Raw genomic sequence first — 25,290 nt, forward strand, 5'->3', positions numbered from 1 at the left:
CGGATGGGGTATAATAGAACAATAGTATAAAAATGGCCGCGGCCATTTTGGAAAAAGGAGTGGAGACCATGTATCAGGATATGATGGACACCATAGGCTTTGTGGCCGGGCAGGACCCGGAACTGGCCCAGGCCATGCAGCGGGAGCTGGTACGCCAGCGGCAGAACATCGAGCTGATCGCCAGCGAGAACATCGTCAGCCCGGCGGTAATGGCCGCCATGGGCACGGTGCTTACCAATAAATACGCCGAGGGCTATCCCGCCCACCGGTATTACGGCGGCTGCGCCTATGTGGATCAGGTGGAGCAGATCGCCATTGACCGGGCCTGCAAGCTGTTTGGCGCAAGGTTTGCCAACGTGCAGCCCCACTCCGGCGCCCAGGCCAACCTGGCGGTGTATTTTGCACTGCTGGAGGTGGGCGACACCATCCTGGGCATGGATCTGGCCGCGGGCGGCCATCTGACCCACGGCAGCCCGGTGAACATGAGCGGCAAGAACTACCACTTCGTGCCCTACGGCGTGAACGAGCAGGGCTACCTGGATTACGAGGCCCTGCGTCAGCTGGCCCGGCAGGTCAAGCCCAAGATGATCGTGGCGGGCGCGTCCGCCTATCCCCGCGCCATCCAGTTTGACGTGCTGGCGGACATCGCCCGCGAGGTGGGGGCCTATCTGATGGTGGACATGGCCCACATCGCCGGTCTGGTGGCGGGCGGCGCGCACCAGAACCCGGTGCCCTACGCGGATGTGGTGACCACCACCACCCACAAGACCCTGCGGGGTCCCCGCGGCGGCCTGATCCTGACCAACAACGAGGAGCTGGCCAAGAAGATCAACAAGGCAGTCTTCCCCGGCACCCAGGGCGGCCCGCTGGAGCATGTGATCGCCGCCAAGGCGGTTTGCTTCGGCGAGGCGCTGCGCCCGGAATTCAAGGACTACGCCCGCAAGATCGTGGAGAATGCCCAGGTGCTGGCCCGGGCGCTGACCGCCCGGGGCGTCAAGCTGGTGAGCGGCGGCACCGACAACCACCTGATGCTCATTGATCTGTCCGACGAGGCGTGCACCGGCAAGGAGCTGGAGCACAACCTGGACGAGGTGCACATCACGGCCAACAAGAACTCGGTGCCCGGCGAAAAGCGCAGTCCCTTTGTGACCAGCGGCGTGCGCATCGGCACCCCGGCGGTGACCACCCGGGGCTTCGGCGCAGAGGAGATGGAGATCATCGCCGACTGCATTGCCGACTGCATCTTTGACTTCGAGACCAAAAAGGACGAGGTGGCAGCCCGGGTGGCGGAGCTGACCGCCCGGTTCCCGCTGTACGAATAATCCACAGACAAGGGCGGCTTTTCCCACCAGAAGGGGAAAGCCGCCTTGCTGGCGCAATGCCGAAAAGGAGAGCACGATCATGGCGTTTTTTACCTGCAAGCTGAAGAGTCAGGCCCTGATGAGTACCACCCAGGTGCGGCTGTATTTTCCCTGTGACCTGGTGGACCGGTGGAAGGGACAGCCGCCCCGGGCGGTGTTCACCCTGCTGCACGGCTACACCAACGACGGCGACGACTGGGTGAATATGTCGGCCGCGCTGCGCTATGCCGCCGACAACAACATCGCGCTGGTGATCCCGGATGCGGGCAATTCCTTCTACCACGACACCGCCTCCAACCAGGCCTACCACACCTGGATCACCCAGGAGATGCCCCAGCTGCTGGACCAGATCGTCAAGCTGCCCACCGAGCGGGAGAAAAACTTCATCTGCGGCCTTTCCATGGGCGGCTACGGCGCGCTGATGCTGGCGCTCAACCACCCCGAACGGTTTGCAGGCTGCGCCAGCTTTTCCGGCGCGGTGGCCATGCACCTGATGCTGGACCAGAAGGACAACCCCCTGGTGCGCTACGTATTCGAGCCGGTCTATGGACAGGCGCTGGAGCTGCCGGAAAACCGGGATCTGTTCCATCTGATCCGCAAGGTGAGCGCGCTTCCCGCCGACCGGCAGCCGAAGATTCTGTGCACCACCGGCCGCCAGGATCATGAGCCCTACTATATTTATGAGCAGAACCAGGCCTTCCGCCAGCTGGCGGGCAGCCTGCCGGTGGATTATACCTATATGGACTGGGACGGCGGCCACGAGTGGGCCTTCTGGGATCGCAACCTGGTGTATGCCATCGACCGGTTTGTGAACCCGGGCTACGCCGACCAGATCCTGGGCAGCTGGAGCAGTCCGACCACGGTGGAGGAAAGGGGCGGACACCATGAGTGAGCCTCTGGCCCAGCGGCTGCGTCCCCGCGCACTGAGCGAGGTGTGCGGTCAGCAGCATCTGCTGGGGGAGGGGTGCGTCTTCCGCAAGACCATCGACAGCGGGCGCATCCCCAACATGATTTTTTACGGTCCGTCCGGCGTGGGCAAGACCACGGTGGCCCGGATCATTGCCGAGAACAGCGGCATGCGGCTGCACAAGCTGAACGGCACCTCGGCCTCCACCAGCGACATCAAGGCGGTGCTGGCCGAGATCGGCACCCTGAACAGCGCAAACGGCCTGCTGCTGTATCTGGACGAGATCCAGTACCTGAACAAAAAACAGCAGCAGAGCCTGCTGGAATGCATCGAGGACGGTTCGGTCACCCTGATCGCTTCCACCACCGAGAATCCGTATTTTTACATTTACAACGCACTGCTCAGCCGCTGCACCGTGTTTGAGTTCAAGGCGCTGCAGCCGGCGGATATTGAGCAGGGCATCCGCAACGCACTGGACCGGCTGAGCGCCGAGGAGGGCGGCCCCATCGAGATGCCCCGGGAGGCCTGCCAGTATCTGGCGGACGCCTGCGGCGGCGATATGCGCAAGGCGCTGGGCTGCCTGGAGTTCGCCGCCACCGCCGCCGCACCGAATGAGGAGGGCAGGCGGCAGATCACGCTGGAGATGGTCCGGCAGGTGGCCCGCCGTACCGCCATGCGCTACGACCGGGCGGGGGATGACCATTACGACATTGTGTCCGCCTATCAGAAATCCATGCGCGGCTCGGACCCGGACGCGGCGCTGCACTATCTGGGCCGCCTTCTGGAGGCAGGGGACCTGGTGAGCGCCTGCCGCCGGCTGATGGTCTGCGCCTGCGAGGATGTGGGCCTGGCGTATCCCCAGATCATGCCCATCGTCAAGGCAGCGGTGGATATTGCCAATATGGTGGGCCTGCCCGAGGCCCGCATTCCGCTGGCCAATGCGGTGGTGCTGGTGGCCACCAGCCCCAAGTCCAACACCGCGTACATGGGCATCAACCGGGCCATGGCCGACCTGAAGCGGGGCAGGTCCGGCCCCATTCCGCGCCAGCTGCAGAACAAGCACTTTGACGGCGAGGATGCGCTGGTGAAGGGACAGAATTACAAATATCCCCACGATTTCCCCGGGCGCTGGGTCCAGCAGCAATATCTGCCGGACGCACTGGCCGGCACCGTGTATTACGAATACGGCGAAAACAAGAACGAACAGGCAGCAAAAGCCTACTGGGATAAGATCAAGAAGAAATAACGAGAATTACTGGCGTTTATTAACCGCCGCCCGCAGTGTTTCGGGCGGCGGTTTTTCGCACAGCGCATAAAGCCGGGCACGGCAAGCGGGAAAAGCTTTGGCGTTTGCTACAAAAATAGCAAATTGCCTATAAAAATTTGCTCGGTTGCTTGACAAGGAATTGTTCCTATTTTAGTATATAAATATAGAATTCAGTAAGAGTTTACGCTTTTTTACAGGCCGCCCGGATTTATGGATATTGGCCGTGAATCCCGGTCCGTTTGTCTGTTTACTGGAACAACACTGCAAAGGAGGTTTCCACAATGCGCTATTCCCGTCAACGCGAGCTGGTGCTGCGCCAGGTGCAGAACCGCTGCGATCACCCCACAGCGGACGATATCTATCTTGCCATCCGCGAGGACTGTCCCGGGCTGAGCCTGGGCACGGTGTACCGCAACCTGAACGGCCTGGTGGAAATGTGCCGGGTGCGCCGGGTGTCCATTCCCGGCATGGCGGATCGGTTTGACCGCACTCTTTCGGAGCACGATCACCTGTACTGCACCCGCTGCGGAAAGGTGGAGGATGTGTTCCTGGACAAAACGGCGATCAACGAGATGATCGAGGCCCGCAAGGATCTGGCCATCGAGCACGTTTCGCTGAACCTTTACGGCCTGTGTTCGGCCTGCCGTGACGCGGCCCGGAGCTGACCGAATCCAACAACGCCTGATCTGCACGCTGCGGATCAGGCGTTGTTTTTTTGTACATATAACGTCTGCGGCGGAAGGCGTTTTCCCATCAAACTGCCGGAAAATGCCTCAAAATCCACCCGTTTAGGGGAGGATAAGGCAAACTACAAAAGTAATACTTTGTTGTTTTGCACAACAAAAAATGCAAGCTTTAGGCAAAAAATAGAAAACGTTCGAATCCACTTGCATGGCAAATATCCTGGTGCTATACTGAACGTGCAATGAGGAATGACACTTTTCTCACAATCCTAGTTTGATTTTTAACAGCCAACTGTAACGGAGTGCTTCGCGCACGGGTTGGGCAAGCGCAACGGGCGTTGCGCTGGTCGTCGGTTACGGTAGGGCTGTTCTTTTTTTGCGGATTCGGCCCGCGCATCGGGCCCCGAAAAAAGAGAAAAAAGCAAAAATCAAACCTCGATCCAGTGGAATAAAACGGCTGCAACGGAGTGCTTCGCGCACGGGCTGTGAACCATCGGTCCCGAAAGGGGCTTTGGGGCGCAGTGTGTTCCGTTGCAGCCGTTTTTCGTTTGAAAACGCCGAACAACCCATGAGCAGAAAAGGAGAAGAATGGTTATGTATCTTTTGGGAAATGGCCGCCTGGTCACGCGCGACGACGCAAACCCCTATCTGGAAAACGGCTGCGTTGCCATTGAGGGCAACCTGATCAAGGAGGTGGGCGAGACCACCGCGCTGAAGGCAAAGTACCCGGAAGCCGAGTTCATCGACGCCAAGGGCGGCGTGATCATGCCCGGCTTCATCAACGCTCACAACCACATCTATTCCGCCTTCGCCCGGGGCCTGACCATCAAGGGCAACAACCCCACCAACTTCCTGGAGGTTCTGGACCAGCAGTGGTGGACCATCGACCGCAACCTGCTGCTGCCGGACACCAAGGCCAGCGCCGATGCAACCTACCTGGACTGCATCATGAACGGCGTGACCACCATCTTTGACCACCATGCCAGCTACGGCGGCATCGAGGGCAGCCTGTTCGCCATTGCCGAGAGCGCCAAGGAATTCGGCGTTCGCTCCAACCTGTGCTACGAGATCAGCGACCGGGACGGCGAGGACAAGATGAAGGCCTCCGTGAAGGAGAACGTGGACTTCATCAAGTACGCCCAGGCTGACACCACCGACATGATCAAGGGCATGATGGGCATGCACGCCCCCTTCACCCTGAGCAACAAGACCCTGGAGTACTGCGCTGCCGAGAAGCCCGCCGGCGCCGGCTACCACATCCACGTGGCCGAGGGCATCGATGATCTGTACGACAGCCTGACCAAGTACAACAAGCGCCTGGTGTTCCGTCTGCACGACATGGACATCCTGGGCGACAAGACCATCTGCGGCCACTGCATCTACATCAACGAGGCCGAGATGGACCTGCTGAAGGCCACCAACACCATGGTGGTCCACAACCCCGAAAGCAACATGGGCAACGCGGTGGGCTGCCCCCCCATCCTGAAGATGATGGAAAAGGGCCTGACCGTGGGCCTGGGCACCGACGGCTACACCAACGACATGACCGAGAGCTACAAGGTGGCCAACGTGCTGCACAAGCACAACGCCTGCAAGCCCAATGTGGCCTGGGGCGAGATTCCCACCATGCTGTTCGAGAACAACCGGGCCATGGCCGGCCGCTTCTTTGAGAAGCCCATCGGCATTCTGAAGGAGGGCGCCTACGCCGATGTGATCGTCTCCGATTACGATCCGCTGACCCCCATGAACGCCTCCAACATCAACAGCCATATCCTGTTCGGCATGACCGGCCGCAGCGTGGTCACCACCATCATCAACGGCGTGGTCAAGATGAAGGACCGGGAGCTGATCGGCATCGACAAGGAAGCCGTCCTGGCCCACTGCCGCGAGCAGAGCGCCGATCTGTGGAACCGCATCAACGCGGGCCGCTGATTCAGCCCCATCAGGCACAAAGAGCCCGGTTTGCACCCGGCAGACCCGGGCGGGCTCTTTGTGCCCCAACCTGTGTAAAACAGCCGACGCGCGGGCTTATGCAGCGCGAACCCGGCCTTTCCCCCCCCCCCAGGGGAACGGAGAATCTGAGAGGAAAAAAGGAGAATCATTATGAGCGATATCATGCGCCCCATCCCGTTTGCTGAACTGATGGATTGGGTCCTCACCGAGTACGCCCAGCAGGGCACCATCTTCGGCGTGGGCGACATCTACAAGCACACCGCCGGCAAGACCCTGCCCATCTTCACCGAGCAGATCGAGACCCCCTTCGGCCCCGCTGCCGGCCCCCACACCCAGCTGGCCCAGAACCTGATCGCCGCTTACGCCGGCGGCAGCCGCTTCTTTGAGGTCAAGACCGTTCAGATCATCGACGGCGAGGACCTGCCCGTCTCCAAGCCCTGCATCAAGGCCGAGGACGAGTGCTACAACGTGGAATGGAGCACCGAGCTGCGGGTTCCCCAGGCCTTTGAGGAGTACGTGAAGGCCTGGTTCGCCCTGAAGCTGATCAGCCGCATGTACGGCCTGGGCAGCGAGAACGGCTTCGTGTTCAACATGAGCGTCGGCTACGACCTGGCCGGCATCCAGAGCGAGAAGGTGAACACCTACATTGAGGGCATGAAGGACGCCTCCACCAGCAAGGTCTGGGCCGAGTGCGTGGAATGGGCCAAGGCCAACCTGAACCGGCTGAACGGCATTGACGCCGCCTACATCGACGGCATCAATCCCCATGTCTGCACCTCCATCACCCTGTCCACCCTGCACGGCTGCCCCCCGGACGAGATCGAGCGCATTGCCACCTACCTCATCAACGAGAAGAAGCTGAATACCTACATCAAGTGCAACCCCACTCTGCTGGGTTACGAATTCGCCCGCAAGACCCTGGACGATATGGGCTACGATTACATCGTGTTCGACGACCATCACTTCAAGGGCGACCTGCAGTTTGAGGACGCCGTGCCCATGTTCAATCGTCTGCTGGATCTGGCCGCTTCCAACAACGTGGAGTTCGGCATCAAGCTGACCAACACCTTCCCCGTGACCATCGCTGCCGGCGAGCTGCCCGGTGAGGAGATGTACATGAGCGGCAAGAGCCTGTACCCGCTGTCCATCAGCCTGGCGCAGAAGGTGGAGAAGGAGTTCGGCGGCAAGCTGCGGGTGTCCTACTCCGGCGGTGCGGACTACTTCAACATCGACCGCATCTTTGACACCGGCATCTGGCCCATCACCCTGGCCACCACTCTGCTGAAGCCCGGCGGATACAACCGCCTGCGCCCCATGGCCGACAAGCTGGTCGCCATGGACTACGTTCCCTTCGCCGGGGTGGATATGGGCAAGCTGAACGCTCTGGTGGAGTCCGTCAAGACCGACGCCCACCATGTGAAGCCCATCAAGCCGCTGCCCAGCCGCAAGATGAAGCAGGACGTGCCCCTGATCGACTGCTTCGTGGCTCCCTGTGAAGAGGCTGGCTGCCCCATCCATCAGGATATCCCCACCTACATTCAGCTGGTGGGCGAGGGCAAGCTGGTGGAGGCTCTGCAGGTTATCTGCGAGAAGAACCCCCTGCCCTTCATCACCGGCACCATCTGCAGCCACCGCTGCATGACCAAGTGCACCCGTAACTTCTACGAAGAGAGCGTACAGATCCGCGCTGCCAAGCTGGCTGCTGCCGAGGGCGGCTACGACGCCTTCCTGGCTGGCCTGAAGGCTGGCGCTCCCCGCAGCGAGAACGTTGCCATCGTGGGCGGCGGCCCCGCTGGTATGGCTGCGGCCTACTTCCTGGCCAAGGCTGGCGCGAAGGCCACCATCTTCGAGAAGCGCAACGCTCTGGGCGGCATTGTGAAGCACGTCATCCCCGGTTTCCGTATCAGCGACGAAGCCATCGCCAAGGACGCTGCTCTGCTGGAGAAGCTGGGCGTGGAAGTGAAGCTGAACACCACTGTGGCCAACCCCGCTGAGCTGCTGGGTCAGGGCTACACTCACGTGATCCTGGCCAACGGCGCCTGGAACCACGGCGCTCTGAAGCTGGAGGGCGGCGAGGCCCTGAACGTTCTGGAGTACCTGGACCGTCAGAAGAACGCCCCCGAGACCCTGAACCTGGGCAACGATGTGGTCGTCATCGGCGGCGGCAACACCGCCATGGACGCTGCCCGTGCCGCCAAGCGTGCCGGCGCTGCCAACGTTCGCCTGGTATACCGCCGCAGCAAGCGCTACATGCCCGCCGATGAGGAAGAGCTGGAGCTGGCCGTGGCCGACGGCGTGGAGTTCTGCGAGCTGCTGGCTCCCGTTGCCCTGAAGGACGGCAAGCTGGTTTGCGACGTGATGCGTCTGGGCGCTCCCGATGCTTCCGGCCGTCGCAGCCCCGAGGCTACCGGTGAGACCACCGAGCTGCCTGCCTCCTGCGTGATCGCCGCCATCGGCGAGAAGGTCGACACCGCCACCTTCCTGACCAGCGGCATTGCCGTGGACGAGAAGGGTAAGGCCAAGGTCGACGCCGATTGCAAGGCCGAGAATGGCATCTACGTGGTGGGCGACGCAAAGCGCGGCCCCGCTACTGTTGTGGAAGCCATCGCCGACGCCACCGCCGCTGCCATGAACATCCTGGCCAGCGCCGTGAAGACCATTGACTTCACCGCTGAGGCTTCTCAGCTGAAGGCAAAGCGCAGCCTGCTGGGCGGCTATGTGGACGCCAAGGCCGAGAGCGACCGCTGCCTGGGCTGCAGCGCCGTCTGTGAGAACTGTGTAGACGTTTGCCCCAACCGCGCCAACCTGGCCATCAAGGTGCCCGGCATGGCCAAGGAGCAGGTGGTCCATGTGGACAAGATGTGCAACGAGTGCGGCAACTGCGCCGTGTTCTGCCCCTACGCCAGCGCTCCCTACAAGGACAAGTTCACCGTGTTTGCCTCTGAGGCCGACATGGCCGACAGCCAGAACCCCGGCTTCTGCGTGCTGGATGCCGCTGCCGGTAAGGTGAAGATCCGTCTGGGCGATGCCGAGTACGAGACCGTTCTGGCTCAGGACACCACCACCTACGGCCCCATCAAGGCTCTGATCGAGACCATTCTGAAGGATTACGCCTACTGCCTGTAATCCAGCTCTGCGAGTAAAGAAGGGATTCGTTTGATTATCATTCAAAACGGCCAGCTGGTCAGCCCCTCGGGGCTGACCAGGGCCGACCTGGCTCTGGATGGCGGCCGCATCGCCGCCATCGAACCCCATATCGAACCGGGTGAGGGCGACACCGTTCATGACGCTGCGGGCTGCTATGTGTTCCCCGGTTTCATCGACGGCCACACCCATCTGGATATGGAGAGCGGCTCTCTGGTGACGGCGGACGATTTCACCACCGGCACCCGCGCCGCGGTCTGCGGTGGTACCACCACCATCGTGGATTTCGCCACCCAGGATAAGGGCGGCACCCTGAACGACGCACTGGCCGCCTGGCACAAAAAGGCGGACGGCAAGTGCAGCTGCAACTACGCCTTCCACATGGCCATCACCGACTGGAATGACCAGGTGAAGGCGGAGCTGCCCGAAATGTTCCGCCGGGGCGTGACCAGTTTCAAGGCTTACATGGCCTACGATGCACTGAAGGTGAACGACGCGGAGCTGCTGGAGATTCTCCAGTCGCTCAAGCCCTTCGGCGGCATCCTGGGCGTGCATTGTGAGAACGGTCTGCTGGTGAATGAGCTGCAGGCCCGCCAGAAGGAGCTGGGCCATTTCGGCCCGGATGCCCATCCGGTCAGCCGTCCCGCTGAGGTGGAAGCCGAAGCGGTGAACCGGCTGTGCTATCTGGGCAAACTGGCAGGCACGCCGGTCCATGTGGTGCATCTGAGCACCGAGCTGGGCCTGGAGGAGGTTCGCGCCGCCCGGAAAAAGGGCGTGAAGGTTTATGCCGAGACCTGCCCCCAGTACCTGACCATGGACGAAAGCCGTTACAAAGCCCCTGGCTTCGAGGGAGCCAAATATGTGATGAGCCCGCCGCTGCGCACCCCCGCCGATGTACAGGCGCTGCGCAAGGCGGTGGCGGCAGGGGAGATCGACACCATTGCCACCGATCATTGCAGCTACAATTTCAAAGGACAGAAGGACCTGGGAATCGAGGATTTCACCAAGATCCCCAATGGCGGCCCCGGCATTGAGCACCGGCCCATGGTGGTCTACACCAGCATGGTGCAGTCCGGTGAGCTGGCCGTCACCGACTTCTGCCGTCTGTTGGCCGAAAACCCCGCAAAGCTCTTCGGCATGTATCCCCGCAAGGGTGTGCTGGCCGTTGGGTCGGATGCGGACGTGACCGTGTGGGACCCCGAGGCGAAAACGGTAATCACCGCGGCCCGGCAGCAGCAAAATGTGGACTATACCCCTTACGAGGGCTTTGCCGTAACCGGCATGCCCAAAGCAGTATTCGTGGGCGGCGTGCTGGCGGCGGAATACGGCCAGCCTACCGGTCTGCTGGCCGGCACCTACGTGAAGCGCTGAAAGGAGCGTCTCCATGTATACTTTATATGTAAACGGCGTGGAGTACCACACCGATAAAAACATCAAACTGCTGGAGTACCTGCGGGAGGACCTGCGGCTGACCAGCGTGAAGAACGGCTGCGGCGAGGGCGCCTGCGGCACCTGCACCGTCCTGGTGGACGGCAAAAAGACCAAGGCCTGTGTGTTCACCACCGAAAAGATGGACGGCAAGCACATCACCACCGTGGAAGGCCTGACCGAGCGCGAGCGTGCGGTTTATGTGTACGCCTTCGGCCAGACCGGCGCGGTACAGTGCGGCTTCTGCATCCCCGGCATGGTGATCAGCGCCAAGAGCCTGCTGGATGAAAACCTGAACCCCACCCGCGAGGATGTGAAGAAGGCCATCCGCGGCAACATCTGCCGCTGCACCGGCTATGTGCGCATCGAAGAGGCCATCCTGCTGGCCGCCAAGATGTTCCGCGAGAACCTGCCCGTTCCCCAGGACGACAGCGAGGCCCGCATCGGCGCACACTTCCCCCGCGTGGACGTGGAGGAGAAGGTGCTGGGCACCGGCCTGTTCGTGGACGACATCAAGGTCCCCGGCATGATCTACGCCAAGGCCCTGCGCTCCAAGTACCCCAGAGCCCGTGTGGAAAAGATTGACCTGACCCGCGCTCTGGCTCATCCCGACGTGGTGAAGATCCTCACCGCCAAGGACGTGCCCTTCAACAAGACCGGCCACATTATCCAGGACTGGGATGTGCTGATTGCCGAGGGTGACTGCACCCGCTACATTGGCGATGCCATTGTACTGGTGGCTACCAACCACAAGGAGACCCTGGACGAGGTGCTGGATCTGGTGGATGTGACCTACACCGAGCTGGAGCCCCTCACCGATCCCATCAAGGCCATGCAGCCGGATGCCCCGAAGCTGCATGAAAAGGGTAACATCCTCACCAAGGAAGTGCTCAAGCGCGGCAATGCCGAAGAGGTGATCGCCAGCGCGCCCTATGTGGTGACCCAGCATTACTCCACTCCCATGACCGACCATGCTTTCATGGAGCCTGAGTGTGCCATCGGTATTCCGGACGGCGAGGGTGGCCTGCTGATGTACACCGGCAGTCAGTCGGTTTACGACGAGCAGAAGGAGATCTCCCGCATGCTGCAGATTCCTCCCGAGAAGGTTCGCTGCCAGACCAAGCTGGTGGGCGGCGGCTTCGGCGGCAAGGAGGATATGAGCGTGCAGCACCACGCGGCGCTGATGGCCTGGGCCACCGGCCGCCCCGTAAAGGTGAAGTTCAGCCGTCAGGAAAGCCTGAACATCCACACCAAGCGCCATGCCATGGAAATGGATGTGACCACCGCCTGTGACGAGAACGGCAAGCTGCTGGCCATGAAGGCCACCCTGATCTCTGACTGCGGCGCTTACGCCAGCCTGGGCGGCCCCGTTCTGCAGCGTGCCTGCACCCACTGCGGCGGCCCCTACAACTTCCAGAATGTGGACATCACCGGCATCTGCGTTTACACCAACAACGTGCCCGGCGGCGCGTTCCGCGGCTTCGGTGTTACCCAGAGCTGCTTCGCTGCCGAGCTGAACCTGGATCTTCTGGCTGAGAAGGTGGGCATCAGCCCCTGGGAGATCCGTTACCGCAACGCCATCCGTCCCGGTCAGGTGCTGCCCAATGGCCAGATCGCCGGCCCCGAGACCGGTTATGCCGAGTGCCTGGAGGCCGTGAAGGAAGCCTACGAGAGCAGCCCCTACGCAGGCATTGCCGGCTGCATGAAGAACAGCGGCGTGGGCGTAGGCCTGCCGGATATCGGCCGCTGCAGCCTGGCTGTGGTGGACGGCAAGGTGCACATCCGCACCAGTGCCGCCTGCATGGGCCAGGGCGTTGCCACTGTATGCACCCAGATCGTGAACGAGGTCACCGGTGTGGACCCGCAGCACATCTTCCACGAGCGTGCCGATACGGCCATCACTCCCAACTCCGGTACCTCCACTGCTTCCCGCCAGACTGTATTCTGCGGCGAGGCGACCCGCCGTGCGGCCGGTGAGCTGGCCAACGCGCTGGCAGGCCACACCCTGGAGGATCTGGAAGGCCAGAGCTTCTACGGCGAATACAGCGGCGTGACCGACCGCATGGGCAGCGACAAACCCAACCCGGTGAGCCATGTGGCCTATGGATACGCGGCTCAGGTGGTCATCATGGACGAGAACAAGAAGGTCGTCAAGGTGGTTGCCGCTCACGACGTTGGCCGCGTGGTCAACTATCAGTCCTGCGCCAGTCAGATTGAAGGCGGCGTGGTTATGGCTCTGGGCTATGGCCTCACCGAGGACTTCAAGATGGAGAACGGCTATGTGAAGAGCAAGTACGGCACTTTGGGCCTGCTGCGCGCCACCGACGTACCTCCCATCGAGGTCATCTTCGTGGAGAAGGGCACCGACGATCAGAACACCTTCGGCGCCAAGGGCGTGGGCGAGATCAGCGCCATTCCCGCGGCTCCCGCTGCAGCACATGCGGCCTACCGTGTGGACGGCGTGTTCCGTACCAAGCTTCCTATCCAGGACACCTTCTATAAGAAAGGGGGCAAATAAGCATGGCTAGTGCAAAAGCAGCGCCTTCTGAGCAGGCGCTTTACACTCACACCGGCATGCCCCCCCTGGCCAAGGCCATCCCCCTTGCGCTGCAGCATGTGGTAGCCATGGTGGTCGGCTGCATCACCATGCCCATGATCGTCGCCTCTGCCGCGGGCGTTTCCGCTTCGGATCAGATCATCATGGTGCAGGGAAGCCTGCTGGTAGCGGCGCTTGCCATCCTGCTGCAGGCCTTCGGTGTGAAGGGCTTCATCAGCAGCGGTCTGCCGGTTATGGTCGGCAGCGGCTTCGCCTTCCTGCCCACCCTGCGCTCCATCGTGGAACAGTCCGGCATGGGCGGCCTGGTGGGTGCCCAGATTGCCGGCGCCTGTGTGGGCATGCTGGTGGGTCTGTGCTTCACCAAGATCCGCTTTTTGTTCCCGCCCATCGTCACCGCCAGCGTGGTGCTGACCATCGGTATTTCTCTGTATGACACCGCCATCAACTACATGGCGGGCGGTGTGGCCAGCGATCCCAGCTACGGCAGCGCCCGCAACTGGATCCTGGCCTTCATCACCCTGGCCACTGTAATCGTTTGCGGCCAGTTCTGCAAGGGCATGGTCAAGGCCAGCGCCACCCTGATCGGCATGCTGGTAGGCTATCTGGCAGCCATGGCCATGGGCATGATCCACTTCACCGAAGTGGGTTCCGCCGCATGGGTCCAACTGCCCGCACCCTTCCACTTTGCTCCCGAGTTCAACCTGAACGCCATCATCAGCCTGGGCATTGTGTTCATGGTGAATGCTGTGCAGGATATCGGCCAGTTCGAGGCCACTGCCAACGGCGCCTATGAGCGGGCGGCCACCAACGCCGAGATCACCGGCGGCGTGATCGCCAACAACCTGTGCAGCCTGCTGGGCGGCATCTTCGGCGGCGTGCCTGTGGCCGCTGCCGGTCAGAACGTGGGCATCGTGGTCACCACCAAGGTCATCAACCGTGTGGTCTTCGGCATCGCCGGCGGCGTGGTTGCCGTTGCGGCTCTGGTGCCCAAGCTGAGCGCGATCCTCATTACCATTCCTCAGCCCGTTCTGGGCGGCGCCACCGTCACCGTGTTCGGCTCCATCGCCATGACCGGTGTTCGGATGCTGGCTCGTGAGGGCCTGAGCCCCCGCAGCGTGTTCATCGCCGGCCTGAGCGTGGCCATGGCGGTGGGCATTCCCCAGACCGCCAATACCTTCGCGGGCTGCCCCGCCTGGATTGGCCAGATCTTCGGCAACTCCGAGGTCATCATCGTGGCGCTTACCGCCATCCTGCTGAATCTTATCCTTCCCAAAGAGAAAAAGGAGAATTGATACTCTATGGAACAGTTCAAGATTGTTACTTATCCCCATCAGGACGTTCCCGCCACTGATCTGAGCGCCTTCAGCGAGGCCGAAGCCAAGAAGGCTCACGACTTCCATGCCAGCTTCGACGTTTACGCCGAGACTCCTCTCACCAGCCTGCCCGGCCTGGCCAAGGCCCTGGGCGTGAAGGAAGTTCGCATCAAGGACGAAAGCTACCGCTTCGGCCTGAACGCCTTCAAGGTTCTGGGCGGCAGCTACGCTCTGGGCCGTTACATCGCCAAGACCCTGGGTGAGGATATCTCCGATATGCCCGCTACCCGCATCCTGTCCGATGAAGTGCGCCAGAAGCTGGGCGAGGTGACCTTCGTCACCGCCACCGACGGTAACCACGGCCGCGGCGTGGCCTGGACCGCCAATCGTCTGGGTCAGCACTCTGTGGTCTACATGCCCAAGGGCAGCGCCCAGGAGCGTCTGGAGAACATCCGTGCCGAGGGTGCGGATGCCTCCATCACCGACCTGAACTACGACGATGCCGTTCGTCTGGCCAACAAGCAGGCTGAGGAGAAGGGCTGGGTCATGGTGCAGGATACCGCCTGGGAAGGCTACACCGATATCCCCCTGTGGATCATGCAGGGTTACACCACCATGGGCTACGAAATTGTGCACCAGCTGGAAAAAGAGGGTGCTGAGAAGCCCACCCACGTATTCCTGCAGGCTGGCGTAGGCAGCATGGCCGGTGCCATGGCTGGCTTCATCTCCAGCTACTACGGCACCGAGCGTCCCTTCATCACTGTTGTGGAGCCCGAAAAGGCCAACTGCGTATTCCGCACTGCCGAGGCCAATGACGGCAAGCTGCACTTCGTTACCGGCGACATGAACACCATCATGGCTGGTCTGGCCTGCGGCGAGCCCTGCACCATCGGCTGGGAGGTTCTGAAGAACTGCGCCGATGCCTTCATCAGCTGCCCCGATTATGTGGCTGCCGACGGCATGCGCATTCTGGCTGCCCCCACCGGCGGCGACAAGCCCGTTGTTTCCGGCGAGAGCGGCGCTGCCACCACCGGCTGCATCTCCAACATCCTGCTGCGTGAGGATCTGGCTGAGTTCAAGCAGAAGCTGCACCTGGACGAGAACAGCCGCATCCTGTTCATCAGCACCGAGGGCGACACCGACAAGGAGAACTACCGCAACGTGGTTTGGGGCGGCAAGTTCAACCGTTACGACGGCTGATTTCACCCATTCAACCAGCTCCGCCCGTTCCGGTCCTCTCAAACTCTCTCATTTTCACTCGCGGCTCCACAGCGCCGCGCCCTTCCAAAATCCAATCGGGACGGGCTTTTTAGAGCCTGTGCCCGCCCGTGCGGGGCAAACGCCGCACGGGCGGAGCATCTCTTCTTAAATTGGTATCCGGCGGGAAAGACCGCCTCATACAAACGATCGTTTTAACCTTATTCTCATCCATGGATAGGAGGATACACCCATGCTTACTCAGGAACAGCAGAACAACGTAGTGGCCCTGTGCCAGAAACTCATCCAGTCTCCCAGCTACAGCGGCCATGAGGATGGCGTTGTTGCTCGTCTGAAAGAATTTTTCGAGGCCAACGGCTTCGACAGTGTCCATGTGGACAAATATGGCAACGTGATCGGCTGCATGAAGGGCAACCGTCCCGGCCCCCGCCTGCAGTTCGACGGTCACATCGACACCGTGCCCGTAGAGGACGCTTCCAAGTGGGAGCATGATCCGTTCGGCGCCGAAATCGTGGACGGCAAGATCTACGGCCGCGGCACCTCCGACATGAAGGGCGCTGTTGCCGCCATGGCTTGCGCCACTGCTAACTTCGCCAAGGCGACCAACCGTGATTTCGCTGGTGAGATCTATGTGGCCGGTGTGGTTCACGAGGAGTGCTTCGAGGGTGTTGCTGCCCGCGAGATCAGCGCTTACGTGAAGCCCGACTATGTGGTCATCGGTGAGGCCAGCCAGCTGAACCTGAAGATCGGCCAGCGCGGCCGTGCCGAGATCGTGATCGAGACCTTCGGCAAGCCCTGCCACAGCGCCAACCCCGAAAAGGGCATCAACGCTGTTTACAAGATGGCCAAGGTCATCGAGGCCATCCGTACTCTGGAGCCCACCCATCATCCCGTTCTGGGCGACGGTATCCTGGAGCTGACCGACATCAAGTCCGCTCCGTACCCCGGTGCTTCCGTAGTGCCCGAGTACTGCCGCGCCACCTATGACCGCCGCCTGCTGGTTGGCGAGACCAAGGAGAGCGTTCTGGCTCCCATCAATGCCCTGCTGGAGAAGCTGATGGCTGAGGACCCCGAGCTGAAGGTAAAGGCCAGCTACGCGGTTGGCAAGGAAATGTGCCACACCGGCAACGTGATCGAGGGCGAGCGTTTCTTCCCCGGCTGGCTGTACGACGAGAACGACGATTTCGTGCAGGCTGTGTACGGTGAGCTGAAGGCTATGGGCTACGATCCCACCATCACCCAGTACAACTTCTGCACCAACGGCAGCCACTATGCAGGTGAGGCCGGCATCAAGACCTTCGGCCTTGGACCCAGCCGTGAGAACCTGGCTCATACCATCAACGAATACATCGAGATCGACCAGCTGGTCAAGGTATGCGACTGCTACACCGGCGTGCTGAAGGCCCTGATGAAGTAAAAAGCCTTTCGTGTGCCTCGCTGCCCGCATCCCGGGCGGCGGGGCCACAGCTGGCTGTGAAGCCAAAACCATCACTCATTAGAAAAAGAGAGGCGTTTGACCCATGTCTACTATGCTCATCAAAAACGGCCGCGTGATCGACGGCACCGGCGCTGCCAGCATCAACGCCGATGTGCTGGTGAAGGACGGCAAGATCGCCGCCATCGGCACCATCACCGAGCCTGCCGATCAGGTGATCGACGCGGCGGGCCTGGCCGTGGCCCCCGGCTTCATCGACACCCACAGCCACAGCGACCTGGATGTGCTGCTGCGGCCCCAGGTGCTGCCCAAGGTTATGCAGGGCATCACCACCGAGCTGCTGGGCCAGGACGGCGTGTCCATGGCTCCGCTGCCCACCCAGTACATCAGCCCCTGGCGCAAAAACCTGGCCGGTCTGGACGGCGATACCGACGAGATCGACTGGACCTATGAGACCACCGACAACTACCTGAAGATGATCGAGAAGGCCCACCCCGGCCTGAACGAGATGTACCTGGTGCCCCACGGCAACATCCGCATGGAGGCCATGGGCCTGGACAACCGCCTGCCCACCGATGAAGAGATCGAGAAGATGAAGGCCATCACCCGCCGTGAGATGGAAGCGGGCGCCATGGGTCTGTCCACCGGTCTGATCTACATTCCCTGCGCTTACTCCGAGAGCAAGGAAATCATTGAGATGTGCAAAGTGGTGGCCGAGTACGACGGCGTGTTCGTCATCCACCAGCGCAGCGAGGCCGACACCATTCTGGACAGCATGAAGGAAGTCATCGAGATCGGCCGCAAGTCCGGCGTAAAGGTACACTGGAGCCACTTCAAGGTCTGCGGCAAGCAGAACTGGGATAAGATCGACGCGGTTCTGGAGCTGCTGGAGGAGGCCAAGAAGGAAGGCATCACCGTCAGCTTCGACCAGTACCCCTATGTGGCGGGCAGCACCATGATGGGCGCCATCCTGCCTCCCTGGGTACACGACGGCGGCACCGACAAGGCGGTGGCCCGTCTGGCCGACCCCGAGCTGCGCAAGAAGATGGTCTATGATATGGAGCACGGCATCCCCGGCTGGGATAACTTCGTGGACTTCGCCGGCTTCGAGAACATCTATGTGACCAGCGTCAAGACCGAGAAGAACGCCGACGCGGTGGGCCTGTCCATCGTGGAGCTGGCCGAGAAGCGTGGTGTGGACCCCTACACCGCCGCCTTCGACCTGCTGATGGAAGAGGAGAACGCCGTGGGCATGGTGGACTTCTACGGCACTGAAGAGCACGTGAAGCGCTTCATGATGCGCCCTGAGATGAACGCCTGCACCGACGGCCTGCTCTGCCCGGGCAAGCCTCATCCTCGCCTGTACGGCAGCTTCGTGCGCATCCTGGGCAAGTATGTGCGGGAAGAGAAGCTGATGAGCCTGGAGCAGGCCATCTACAAGATGACCTCCAAGCCCGCCAGCGTGCTGGGCCTGACCGACCGCGGTACCCTGAAGGTGGGCAACTGGGCCGATATCACCATCTTCGACCCCAACACCGTCATTGACAAAGGCACCTTTACCGACCCCATCCAGTTCCCGGACGGCATCGCCTACGTGATTGTGAACGGCCAGGTGGCCGTGGATCACGGCAAGCACACCGGTGCGCTGAATGGCCAGGTCATTCGCCACAAGGCGTAACAGTATTTTACCAAAAAGGAGAAATCAATCATGAACACTGCTATTTCCACTGAAAAGGCTCCTGCCGCTATCGGTCCCTACTCCCAGGCCATCCAGGCAGAGGGCAAGACCATCTACGTTTCCGGCCAGCTGCCCGTAGACCCCGCCACCGGCGCCTTCGCTGGTGAGGACATCCAGAGCCAGACCCGTCAGTCTCTGGAGAACATCAAGGCTATCCTGGCCACCGCCGGTGCGGACATGAGCAGCGTGGTGAAGACCACCGTTCTGCTGAAGAACATTGCTGACTTCGGCGCAATGAACGAGATCTACGCTCAGTACTTCCAGCAGCCCTTCCCGGCTCGCGCTGCCTTCCAGGTAGGCGCTCTGCCCAAGGATGCTCTGGTGGAGATCGAGTGCGTGGCTGTGATCTGACAGAGATCAAAAAGAATTCCTGCCAAATTTTTTATCAATCAGCGCGGTGCGGCTGCCGGATGCTGGCGGCCGCACCTTTTTGTGCGAAGGAGTAACCCCAAATGTTTAAAATTGTCGAACGAAAAGAGTTGAACCCCACGGTCACCAAGCTGGTGATCGAAGCGCCGCTGGTGGCAAAGAAGGCTCAGCCGGGCCAGTTCATCATCGTGCGTGCAAAGGAGGATTCCGAGCGAATCCCCCTGACCGTAGCGGACTACGACCGCGAGGCAGGCACCGTGACCATCATCTTCCAGCTCGTTCAGCTCCACCATGGAGCTGAACGAGCTGCGTGAGGGCGAGAGCGTGCACGACTTTGTGGGCCCTCTGGGCGTTGCCAGCCATCTGGACGGCCTGAAGAAGGTAGCCGTTGTGGGCGGCGGCGTGGGCTGCGCCATTGCCTACCCCATCGCCAAGAAGCTGCATGAGCTGGGCTGCGAGGTACACAGCATTGTGGGCTTCCGCAACAAGGACCTGGTGATCCTGGAGGATGAGTTCAAGGCCTGCAGCGACAAGCTGATCATGATGACCGACGACGGCAGCCACGGCCAGAAGGGCGTTGTCACCGCCCCCCTGGAGGAGCTGATCAAGAACGGCGAGAACTACGACGAGGTCATCGCCATCGGACCTCTGGTCATGATGAAGTTCGTCTGCCTGACCACCAAGAAGTATGACGTGAAGACCGTTGTGTCCATGAACCCCATCATGATCGACGGCACCGGCATGTGCGGCGGCTGCCGCCTGACCGTGGGCGGCGAGACCAAGTTTGCCTGCGTGGACGGCCCCGACTTCGACGGCCATCTGGTGGACTTTGACGAGGCCATGCAGCGCGGCAACATGTACAAGGAGTTCGAGACTCATGCCCGTGAGGAGCACTGCAACCTGTTCAAGAAAGAAGTGCAGTAATTCCGCGTACACAGCAACTCTTTATCGTTAGGAAATTGAAAAACAATTGGGAGGAACCCGAAAATGGCATTGCATAATATGGATCCGAAGCGCTGCCCCATGCCCAGCCAGGACCCCAACGTTCGGAATAAAAACTTCAAGGAGGTAGCTCTGGGCTACACTCCCGAGATGGCGGTCAACGAGGCCAAGCGCTGCCTGGGCTGCAAGAACAAGCCCTGCCAGACCGGCTGCCCGGTTGGCATTGACATCCCCAGCTTCATCGCCAAGGTGTCGGAAGAGGACTTTGAGGGCGCATACCAGGTGCTGAGCGCCTCCAGCGCGCTGCCCGCTGTCTGCGGCCGCGTCTGCCCCCAGGAGACCCAGTGCGAAGGCAAGTGCGTTCGCGGCATCAAGGGCGAGAGCGTGGGCATCGGCCGTCTGGAGCGTTTCGTTGCCGACTGGCACCGTGAGCACAACACCACTGCTCCCACCGTTCCCGAACCCAACGGCCACAAGGTGGCCATCATCGGTGCCGGCCCCAGCGGCCTGACCGCTGCCGGCGATCTGGCCAAGCTGGGCTACAAGGTTACCGTGTACGAAGCCCTGCATCTGGCGGGCGGCGTGCTGGTGTACGGCATCCCTGAGTTCCGTCTGCCCAAGGCCATTGTGCAGAAGGAGATCGAAGGCCTGCAGGCCATGGGCGTGGACATCGAGACCAACATGGTCATCGGTAAGGTGCTGACCATCGACGAGCTGATGCATGACTACGGCTATGAGGCTGTGTATGTGGCTTCCGGCGCCGGTCTGCCCCGCTTCATGGGCATCCCCGGCGAGAGCCTGAAGGGCGTTTACTCCGCCAACGAGTACCTGACCCGTGTAAACCTGATGAAGGCTTACAAGGAAGGCAGCAAGACCCCCATCAAGAAGAGCAAGAATGTGGCCGTTGTGGGCGGCGGCAACGTGGCCATGGACGCTGCCCGCAGCGCCAAGCGCCTGGGCGCCGAGAACGTTTACATCGTGTACCGCCGCGGCATGGAAGAGCTGCCTGCCCGTAAGGAAGAGGTGGAGCATGCCGAGGAAGAGGGCATCATCTTCAAGCTGCTCACCAACCCTGTGCGCGTTCTGGGCGACGAGAACGGCTGCGTAACCGGTATGGAGTGCGTGGAGATGGAGCTGGGCGAGCCCGATGACAGCGGCCGCCGCCGTCCTGTGGAGAAGAAGGACAGCAACTTCGTGCTGGATGTGGACACCATGATCATGTCCATCGGTACCAGCCCGAACCCGCTGATCCGTTCCACCACTCCCGGCCTGGAGACCAACCGCCACGGCTGCATTGTGACTAACGGCGACGACGGTCTGACCAGCCGTGAAGGCGTGTACGCCGGTGGTGACGCCGTGACCGGTGCTGCTACTGTTATCCTGGCCATGGGCGCTGGTAAGCATGCCGCCAAGGCCATTGATGAGTACATCAAAAGCAAGAACAAGTAAGATATCCCCAAAAAAGCCATTGTAATAGAAGCCAAAGGCCCCGTGGTTCCAGCTGGAACCCGGGGCCTTTGGCGTTTGTTTTATTAGAAAAGAAGGTTCAGCGGTTCAAAAACCACACCGCACCGTTCAGGTAGCCTGCAAACAACAGCCACAGCAGGTAAGGTGCCTGCAGCCAGGAAGCCGCCGGGCTTACGGAGTAGAACCGCAATGCCATAAGAAGTACTGCCAGAAACAGGGCAGCCAGGCAAATCAGCGCACCCAGAGGGTTGTTCCAGCCAAAAAACAGGATGCTCCAGAAGAAATTCAGAATCAGCTGGAAGCCCCAAAGCCGAAGAGTGGGCACCCGGTCCTGGGGACTCTTGTTCCAGACCAGCGCCATGCCGATGCCCATCAGAATGTACAGAATGGTCCAGGCGATGGGGAATACATAGCCGGGAGGGGTAAGGGCGGATTTGAGCAAAGTGGGATAGACATTTTCCAGCCCATACCGGGTGAGTGTGCTGGAAAGCCAGCCAGTGCCAAGGGCAATGGCCGGAAAAAGTGCGAAGGGAAGGGCGCGGGAAAGCCGCTGTTTCATAACGATACCGCCTTTCAGTGGAGGATGTCCGGGCAGAATGCAGCGCCGGTATTCCTAGTATATGCGGAAGAATCCCCCGGGGCGATCTTGCTTTTGGAGGTTACTTTTATCATACAGCGTTTGGGCGAAAAGAGCGGTTGTGCGAACAACGGGGCAAAAGAAAACGTGCCGCTTTGTATGAAAAAGCCGCACGTTCTGAAAAGTAATTATTTGCCGGAGACAGAGTCCATCAGTTGGAACACCTCTTCCGGCGTTTCGGTGAAGTCGTTCTCAATCATGGTGCGCACCAGGCCGTAGATCAGAAAGGCCATGCCGTTGCGGTGGTAACGCAGGCTGGGCGGGGTACCCTTGTCCGGGCCGAGCACCTCCAGGAACATCTCCTCCAGCACCCCCAGCATCTGCTTTTGCCGCAGGCTGCGCAGAAGGGGGCGCTGGCCGTAGATGTAGATGATCAGGTACCGGCCGGGAGAGTCCAGCAGGTCCCGCCGGTCCGGCAGGGAAGATGCGTAGCGAATCCAGCGGGAGCGCAGATAATATCCGACCACCTCTTCAATGGAATCAAAATTCCGGTAAAAAGCATTGCGGGACACCCCGGCCTGGCGGCAGAGAAGGCTCACCGAAAGGTCAGCATCCAGCAGCAAAAGATCCACCGCCGCATTGGCGATGGAATCCTTGGTGTGCTGGCAGATTTCACTGTTGCGGGCGTTGGGCATAGTTGGCCTCCATAAGCATAGCAAGCTCCGGGCCAACCCGGTAGTTTGCCCTGCCAGTCTATTCTATAACGTAACAACTGTTACGTCAAGTGTTGAAAAGTTGTTTATCTTGTTAAAGTATTGGAGAAAAATGGAAATTTTGAGGCAGAGACTTAAAAAAGAGACCAGTTTGTAAAGTTGCGGTAAGCAGAGAATGAAAAATATCTGGCCGTTTGCCATGAGAAAAGGGGCGTGGTTGACAGCCGTAAGCCCATGGGGCATACTTAAAGCAAACAGCCGGGGATATTTCCCGGGAAAACATCAGCTGCCCAGAAAAGACAGGCGGCGGAATGGAGCGTATCATTATGACAAAACGTGTGTTGGACCTGCTTCCGGCGGAACTTGCCTCTCTGACCGCAAAGGAGCTGTTGCAGGCAGTTGCAGGCAGTGAGGGCCGGGTGCTTGCAGCCGAGACCATCGGCATCACCCCGTCGCTGCTCAGCGATGTGACCAACGCAGAGTTTGCCGCCTCCATGGGGGCGGACCTGCTGCTTTTGAATATGTTCGATGTGTGGGAGCCTCGCATCATGGGCCTGCCCGAGACCCGGCCCGAAGATGTGGTGCGCCGGGTGAAGGAGCTCACCGGCCGGATGATCGGCATCAATCTGGAGCCGGTGGACCCGGCCGTGTGCGCCCAGAATGAGGAGACCATCTGGGCCATGAGCCGCGGCCGTTACGCCACGGCGGAAAACGCCCAGCGGGCCATGGAGATGGGCGTGGACCTGATTGTACTCACCGGAAATCCGGGCAACGGCGTGAGCAATGAAGCCATTGTGCATTCGCTGGAAAGCATCCGCGCCCAGGTGGGTGACGGCATCGTGCTGGCAGCCGGTAAAATGCATGCCTCCGGCGTTGTGGGCGAGGGTGGTGAGAACATCATCACCAAAGCGGATGTGGATGCCTTCAGCAAGGCCGGGGCCGACATCATCCTGCTGCCCGCGCCCGGCACCGTGCCCGGCATCACCACCGAGTATGTGCGCGGCCTGGTCAGCTATGCCCACAGCCTGGGCCGCCTGACCATCACCGCCATCGGCACCTCCCAGGAGGGAGCGGACACCGCCACCATCCGCCAGATTGCTCTGGAGTGCAAGATGACCGGCACCGATATCCACCACATTGGCGATTCCGGCTATGTGGGTATGGCCCTGCCGGAGAACATCATGGCCTACAGCGTGGCCATCCGAGGCATCCGCCACACCTACCGGCGCATGGCGGCCTCGCTGGCCCGCAAGCCCAGGAACTGAACAGGGAAAGGGGAGGTGAAACAGCCCGTTGAAGATCGAAAAGTTGCCCTATTTCATTGATCTATACGAAACCCGCAGCTACACAAAAACCGCCCGTAATAATTATATCTCCCAGACCTCGGTGACCCAGTTCATCAACAGTCTGGAAGAGGAGCTGCAGGTCAAGCTTTTTGACCGCACGACCCTGCCCATCCAGCCCACCGCCGCCGGGACCCGCTTTTACCAGGATGCCAAGGCACTGCTGCGGCAGTACCAGCGCATCAAAGAGGGGCTGGCAGCCCTGGACCGGAACGCGGCGCTGCCGGTGCGCCTTTGCTATACCTCCAAGATTGATTTGCAGATTCTGCTGCCCTTTGTGACTGGATTCAAGACCCGGCACCCGGACGTGGCCGTGGATGTGGAGCAGGCCACCTTCAAGGAGGCTTCCAAGGCGCTTTGGGTCCGCCGGTGCGATGCGGTCATCGGCATCGATTTTGAACCGGAATATACCGGTCAGCTGGAATCGCTGACCATGTATCAGGGTGAGTACCAGGCGCTGGTGCCCGAGGGGCATCCGCTGTTCGGCCGGGATGCCATCCGGACCGATAAACTGTATCACTATCCGCTGGTGATGCTGTCGCCCCATGTGATCGGCCGCTCTTATGAGGGGATGCTGGAGCACGCCCGGCAGGACGGCTACTACCCCAACATCCAGCGTACCGCCAATGATATGGACGGCGAGCTGTTTCTCATGCTCACCGAGGGTCTCATCGGCTTTGTGCCGGACAATTATTTCCCCCAGGAGTATGCCGGGCGGATGCGGCGTATTCCCATTGAAGGCTCGCACCATCGGTTCCAGCTGGAAATGAAATACCGCTCAGGCGAGAATCCCTCGCAGGACCTGTTTGTGGAGGAGCTTGCCGCCTATTTGAAAAGCGAATAACCCATTGCGTTTTTGTCTTTGTAACCGGTGA

At 60.7% G+C, this 25,290-nt stretch carries 18 protein-coding genes and 1 pseudogene; 17 read left to right on the top strand and 2 right to left on the bottom strand.

What is annotated here, in order from left to right:
- Window positions 1-68: 68 nt before the first annotated feature.
- The 15 genes and pseudogenes from glyA (at window position 69) to gltA (ending at window position 21,764) form a co-directional block, all read left to right on the top strand.
- Window positions 69-1,322, top strand: a complete 1,254-nt coding sequence (glyA, locus tag PH256_RS00955) for a serine hydroxymethyltransferase (RefSeq protein WP_270912617.1) — start codon at window positions 69-71, stop codon at window positions 1,320-1,322.
- Window positions 1,323-1,401: 79 nt separating this feature from the next.
- Window positions 1,402-2,253: an alpha/beta hydrolase gene (locus PH256_RS00960; RefSeq protein ID WP_270912619.1), complete on the top strand. Its 852-nt coding sequence runs from the start codon at window positions 1,402-1,404 to the stop codon at window positions 2,251-2,253.
- Window positions 2,246-3,514: a replication-associated recombination protein A gene (locus PH256_RS00965; protein ID WP_270912620.1), complete on the top strand. Its 1,269-nt coding sequence runs from the start codon at window positions 2,246-2,248 to the stop codon at window positions 3,512-3,514. Before PH256_RS00960 ends, PH256_RS00965 begins: the two co-directional genes overlap by 8 nt.
- Window positions 3,515-3,816: 302 nt before the next feature.
- Window positions 3,817-4,200 carry a Fur family transcriptional regulator gene (locus tag PH256_RS00970; RefSeq protein WP_270912621.1) on the top strand — a complete coding sequence of 128 codons (384 nt, stop codon included), beginning with the start codon at window positions 3,817-3,819 and terminating at the stop codon, window positions 4,198-4,200.
- 612 nt (window positions 4,201-4,812) lie between these two features.
- On the top strand, window positions 4,813-6,150 hold the full coding sequence (gene ssnA, locus PH256_RS00975; protein WP_270912622.1) for a putative aminohydrolase SsnA: 1,338 nt from the start codon (window positions 4,813-4,815) through the stop codon (window positions 6,148-6,150).
- 171 nt (window positions 6,151-6,321) lie between these two features.
- On the top strand, window positions 6,322-9,297 hold the full coding sequence (ygfK, locus tag PH256_RS00980; protein WP_270912623.1) for a putative selenate reductase subunit YgfK: 2,976 nt from the start codon (window positions 6,322-6,324) through the stop codon (window positions 9,295-9,297).
- 30 nt (window positions 9,298-9,327) lie between these two features.
- Window positions 9,328-10,686 carry a dihydropyrimidinase gene (hydA, locus tag PH256_RS00985; RefSeq protein WP_270912624.1) on the top strand — a complete coding sequence of 453 codons (1,359 nt, stop codon included), beginning with the start codon at window positions 9,328-9,330 and terminating at the stop codon, window positions 10,684-10,686.
- 13 nt (window positions 10,687-10,699) lie between these two features.
- Window positions 10,700-13,261, top strand: coding sequence for a selenium-dependent xanthine dehydrogenase (xdh, locus tag PH256_RS00990; protein WP_270912626.1), 2,562 nt, complete (start codon window positions 10,700-10,702; stop codon window positions 13,259-13,261).
- Between the two features lie 2 nt (window positions 13,262-13,263).
- Entirely contained in the window at window positions 13,264-14,592 is a 1,329-nt protein-coding gene (locus PH256_RS00995; protein WP_270912628.1) for a uracil-xanthine permease family protein, read from the top strand.
- A gap of 6 nt (window positions 14,593-14,598) precedes the next feature.
- Window positions 14,599-15,813, top strand: coding sequence for a diaminopropionate ammonia-lyase (gene dpaL, locus PH256_RS01000; RefSeq protein WP_087185394.1), 1,215 nt, complete (start codon window positions 14,599-14,601; stop codon window positions 15,811-15,813).
- Window positions 15,814-16,063: 250 nt separating this feature from the next.
- Entirely contained in the window at window positions 16,064-17,248 is a 1,185-nt protein-coding gene (locus PH256_RS01005) for a YgeY family selenium metabolism-linked hydrolase (RefSeq protein WP_087182734.1), read from the top strand.
- 103 nt (window positions 17,249-17,351) lie between these two features.
- On the top strand, window positions 17,352-18,944 hold the full coding sequence (locus tag PH256_RS01010; protein ID WP_087185393.1) for an N-acyl-D-amino-acid deacylase family protein: 1,593 nt from the start codon (window positions 17,352-17,354) through the stop codon (window positions 18,942-18,944).
- A gap of 30 nt (window positions 18,945-18,974) precedes the next feature.
- Complete coding sequence (locus PH256_RS01015) at window positions 18,975-19,355, top strand: RidA family protein (RefSeq protein WP_058966309.1); 381 nt, start codon at window positions 18,975-18,977, stop codon at window positions 19,353-19,355.
- A gap of 101 nt (window positions 19,356-19,456) precedes the next feature.
- Window positions 19,457-20,297 (top strand): annotated as a pseudogene (locus PH256_RS01020) (sulfide/dihydroorotate dehydrogenase-like FAD/NAD-binding protein).
- A 63-nt stretch (window positions 20,298-20,360) separates the two neighbouring features.
- Entirely contained in the window at window positions 20,361-21,764 is a 1,404-nt protein-coding gene (gene gltA, locus PH256_RS01025; protein ID WP_270912629.1) for an NADPH-dependent glutamate synthase, read from the top strand.
- Window positions 21,765-21,861: 97 nt separating this feature from the next.
- Here gltA and PH256_RS01030 read toward each other — a convergent pair whose 3' ends face one another.
- Together PH256_RS01030 and PH256_RS01035 are read right to left on the bottom strand one after the other, a co-directional pair.
- A complete protein-coding gene (locus tag PH256_RS01030) occupies window positions 21,862-22,341 on the bottom strand; it encodes a TspO/MBR family protein (protein WP_087185421.1) in 480 nt (159 codons plus the stop codon).
- A gap of 206 nt (window positions 22,342-22,547) precedes the next feature.
- On the bottom strand, window positions 22,548-23,054 hold the full coding sequence (locus PH256_RS01035) for a TetR family transcriptional regulator (RefSeq protein WP_270912630.1): 507 nt from the start codon (window positions 23,052-23,054) through the stop codon (window positions 22,548-22,550).
- 344 nt (window positions 23,055-23,398) lie between these two features.
- Here PH256_RS01035 and PH256_RS01040 point away from each other — a divergent pair, with 344 nt between their 5' ends.
- Together PH256_RS01040 and PH256_RS01045 are read left to right on the top strand one after the other, a co-directional pair.
- Window positions 23,399-24,337 carry a DUF7916 family protein gene (locus tag PH256_RS01040; protein ID WP_270912631.1) on the top strand — a complete coding sequence of 313 codons (939 nt, stop codon included), beginning with the start codon at window positions 23,399-23,401 and terminating at the stop codon, window positions 24,335-24,337.
- Between the two features lie 28 nt (window positions 24,338-24,365).
- Window positions 24,366-25,259: a LysR family transcriptional regulator gene (locus tag PH256_RS01045; RefSeq protein WP_270912633.1), complete on the top strand. Its 894-nt coding sequence runs from the start codon at window positions 24,366-24,368 to the stop codon at window positions 25,257-25,259.
- Window positions 25,260-25,290: the final 31 nt, after the last annotated feature.

The sequence above is a fragment of the Allofournierella sp. CML151 genome, assembly GCF_027853465.1.
Classification (GTDB): Bacteria; Bacillota; Clostridia; order Oscillospirales; family Ruminococcaceae; genus Allofournierella.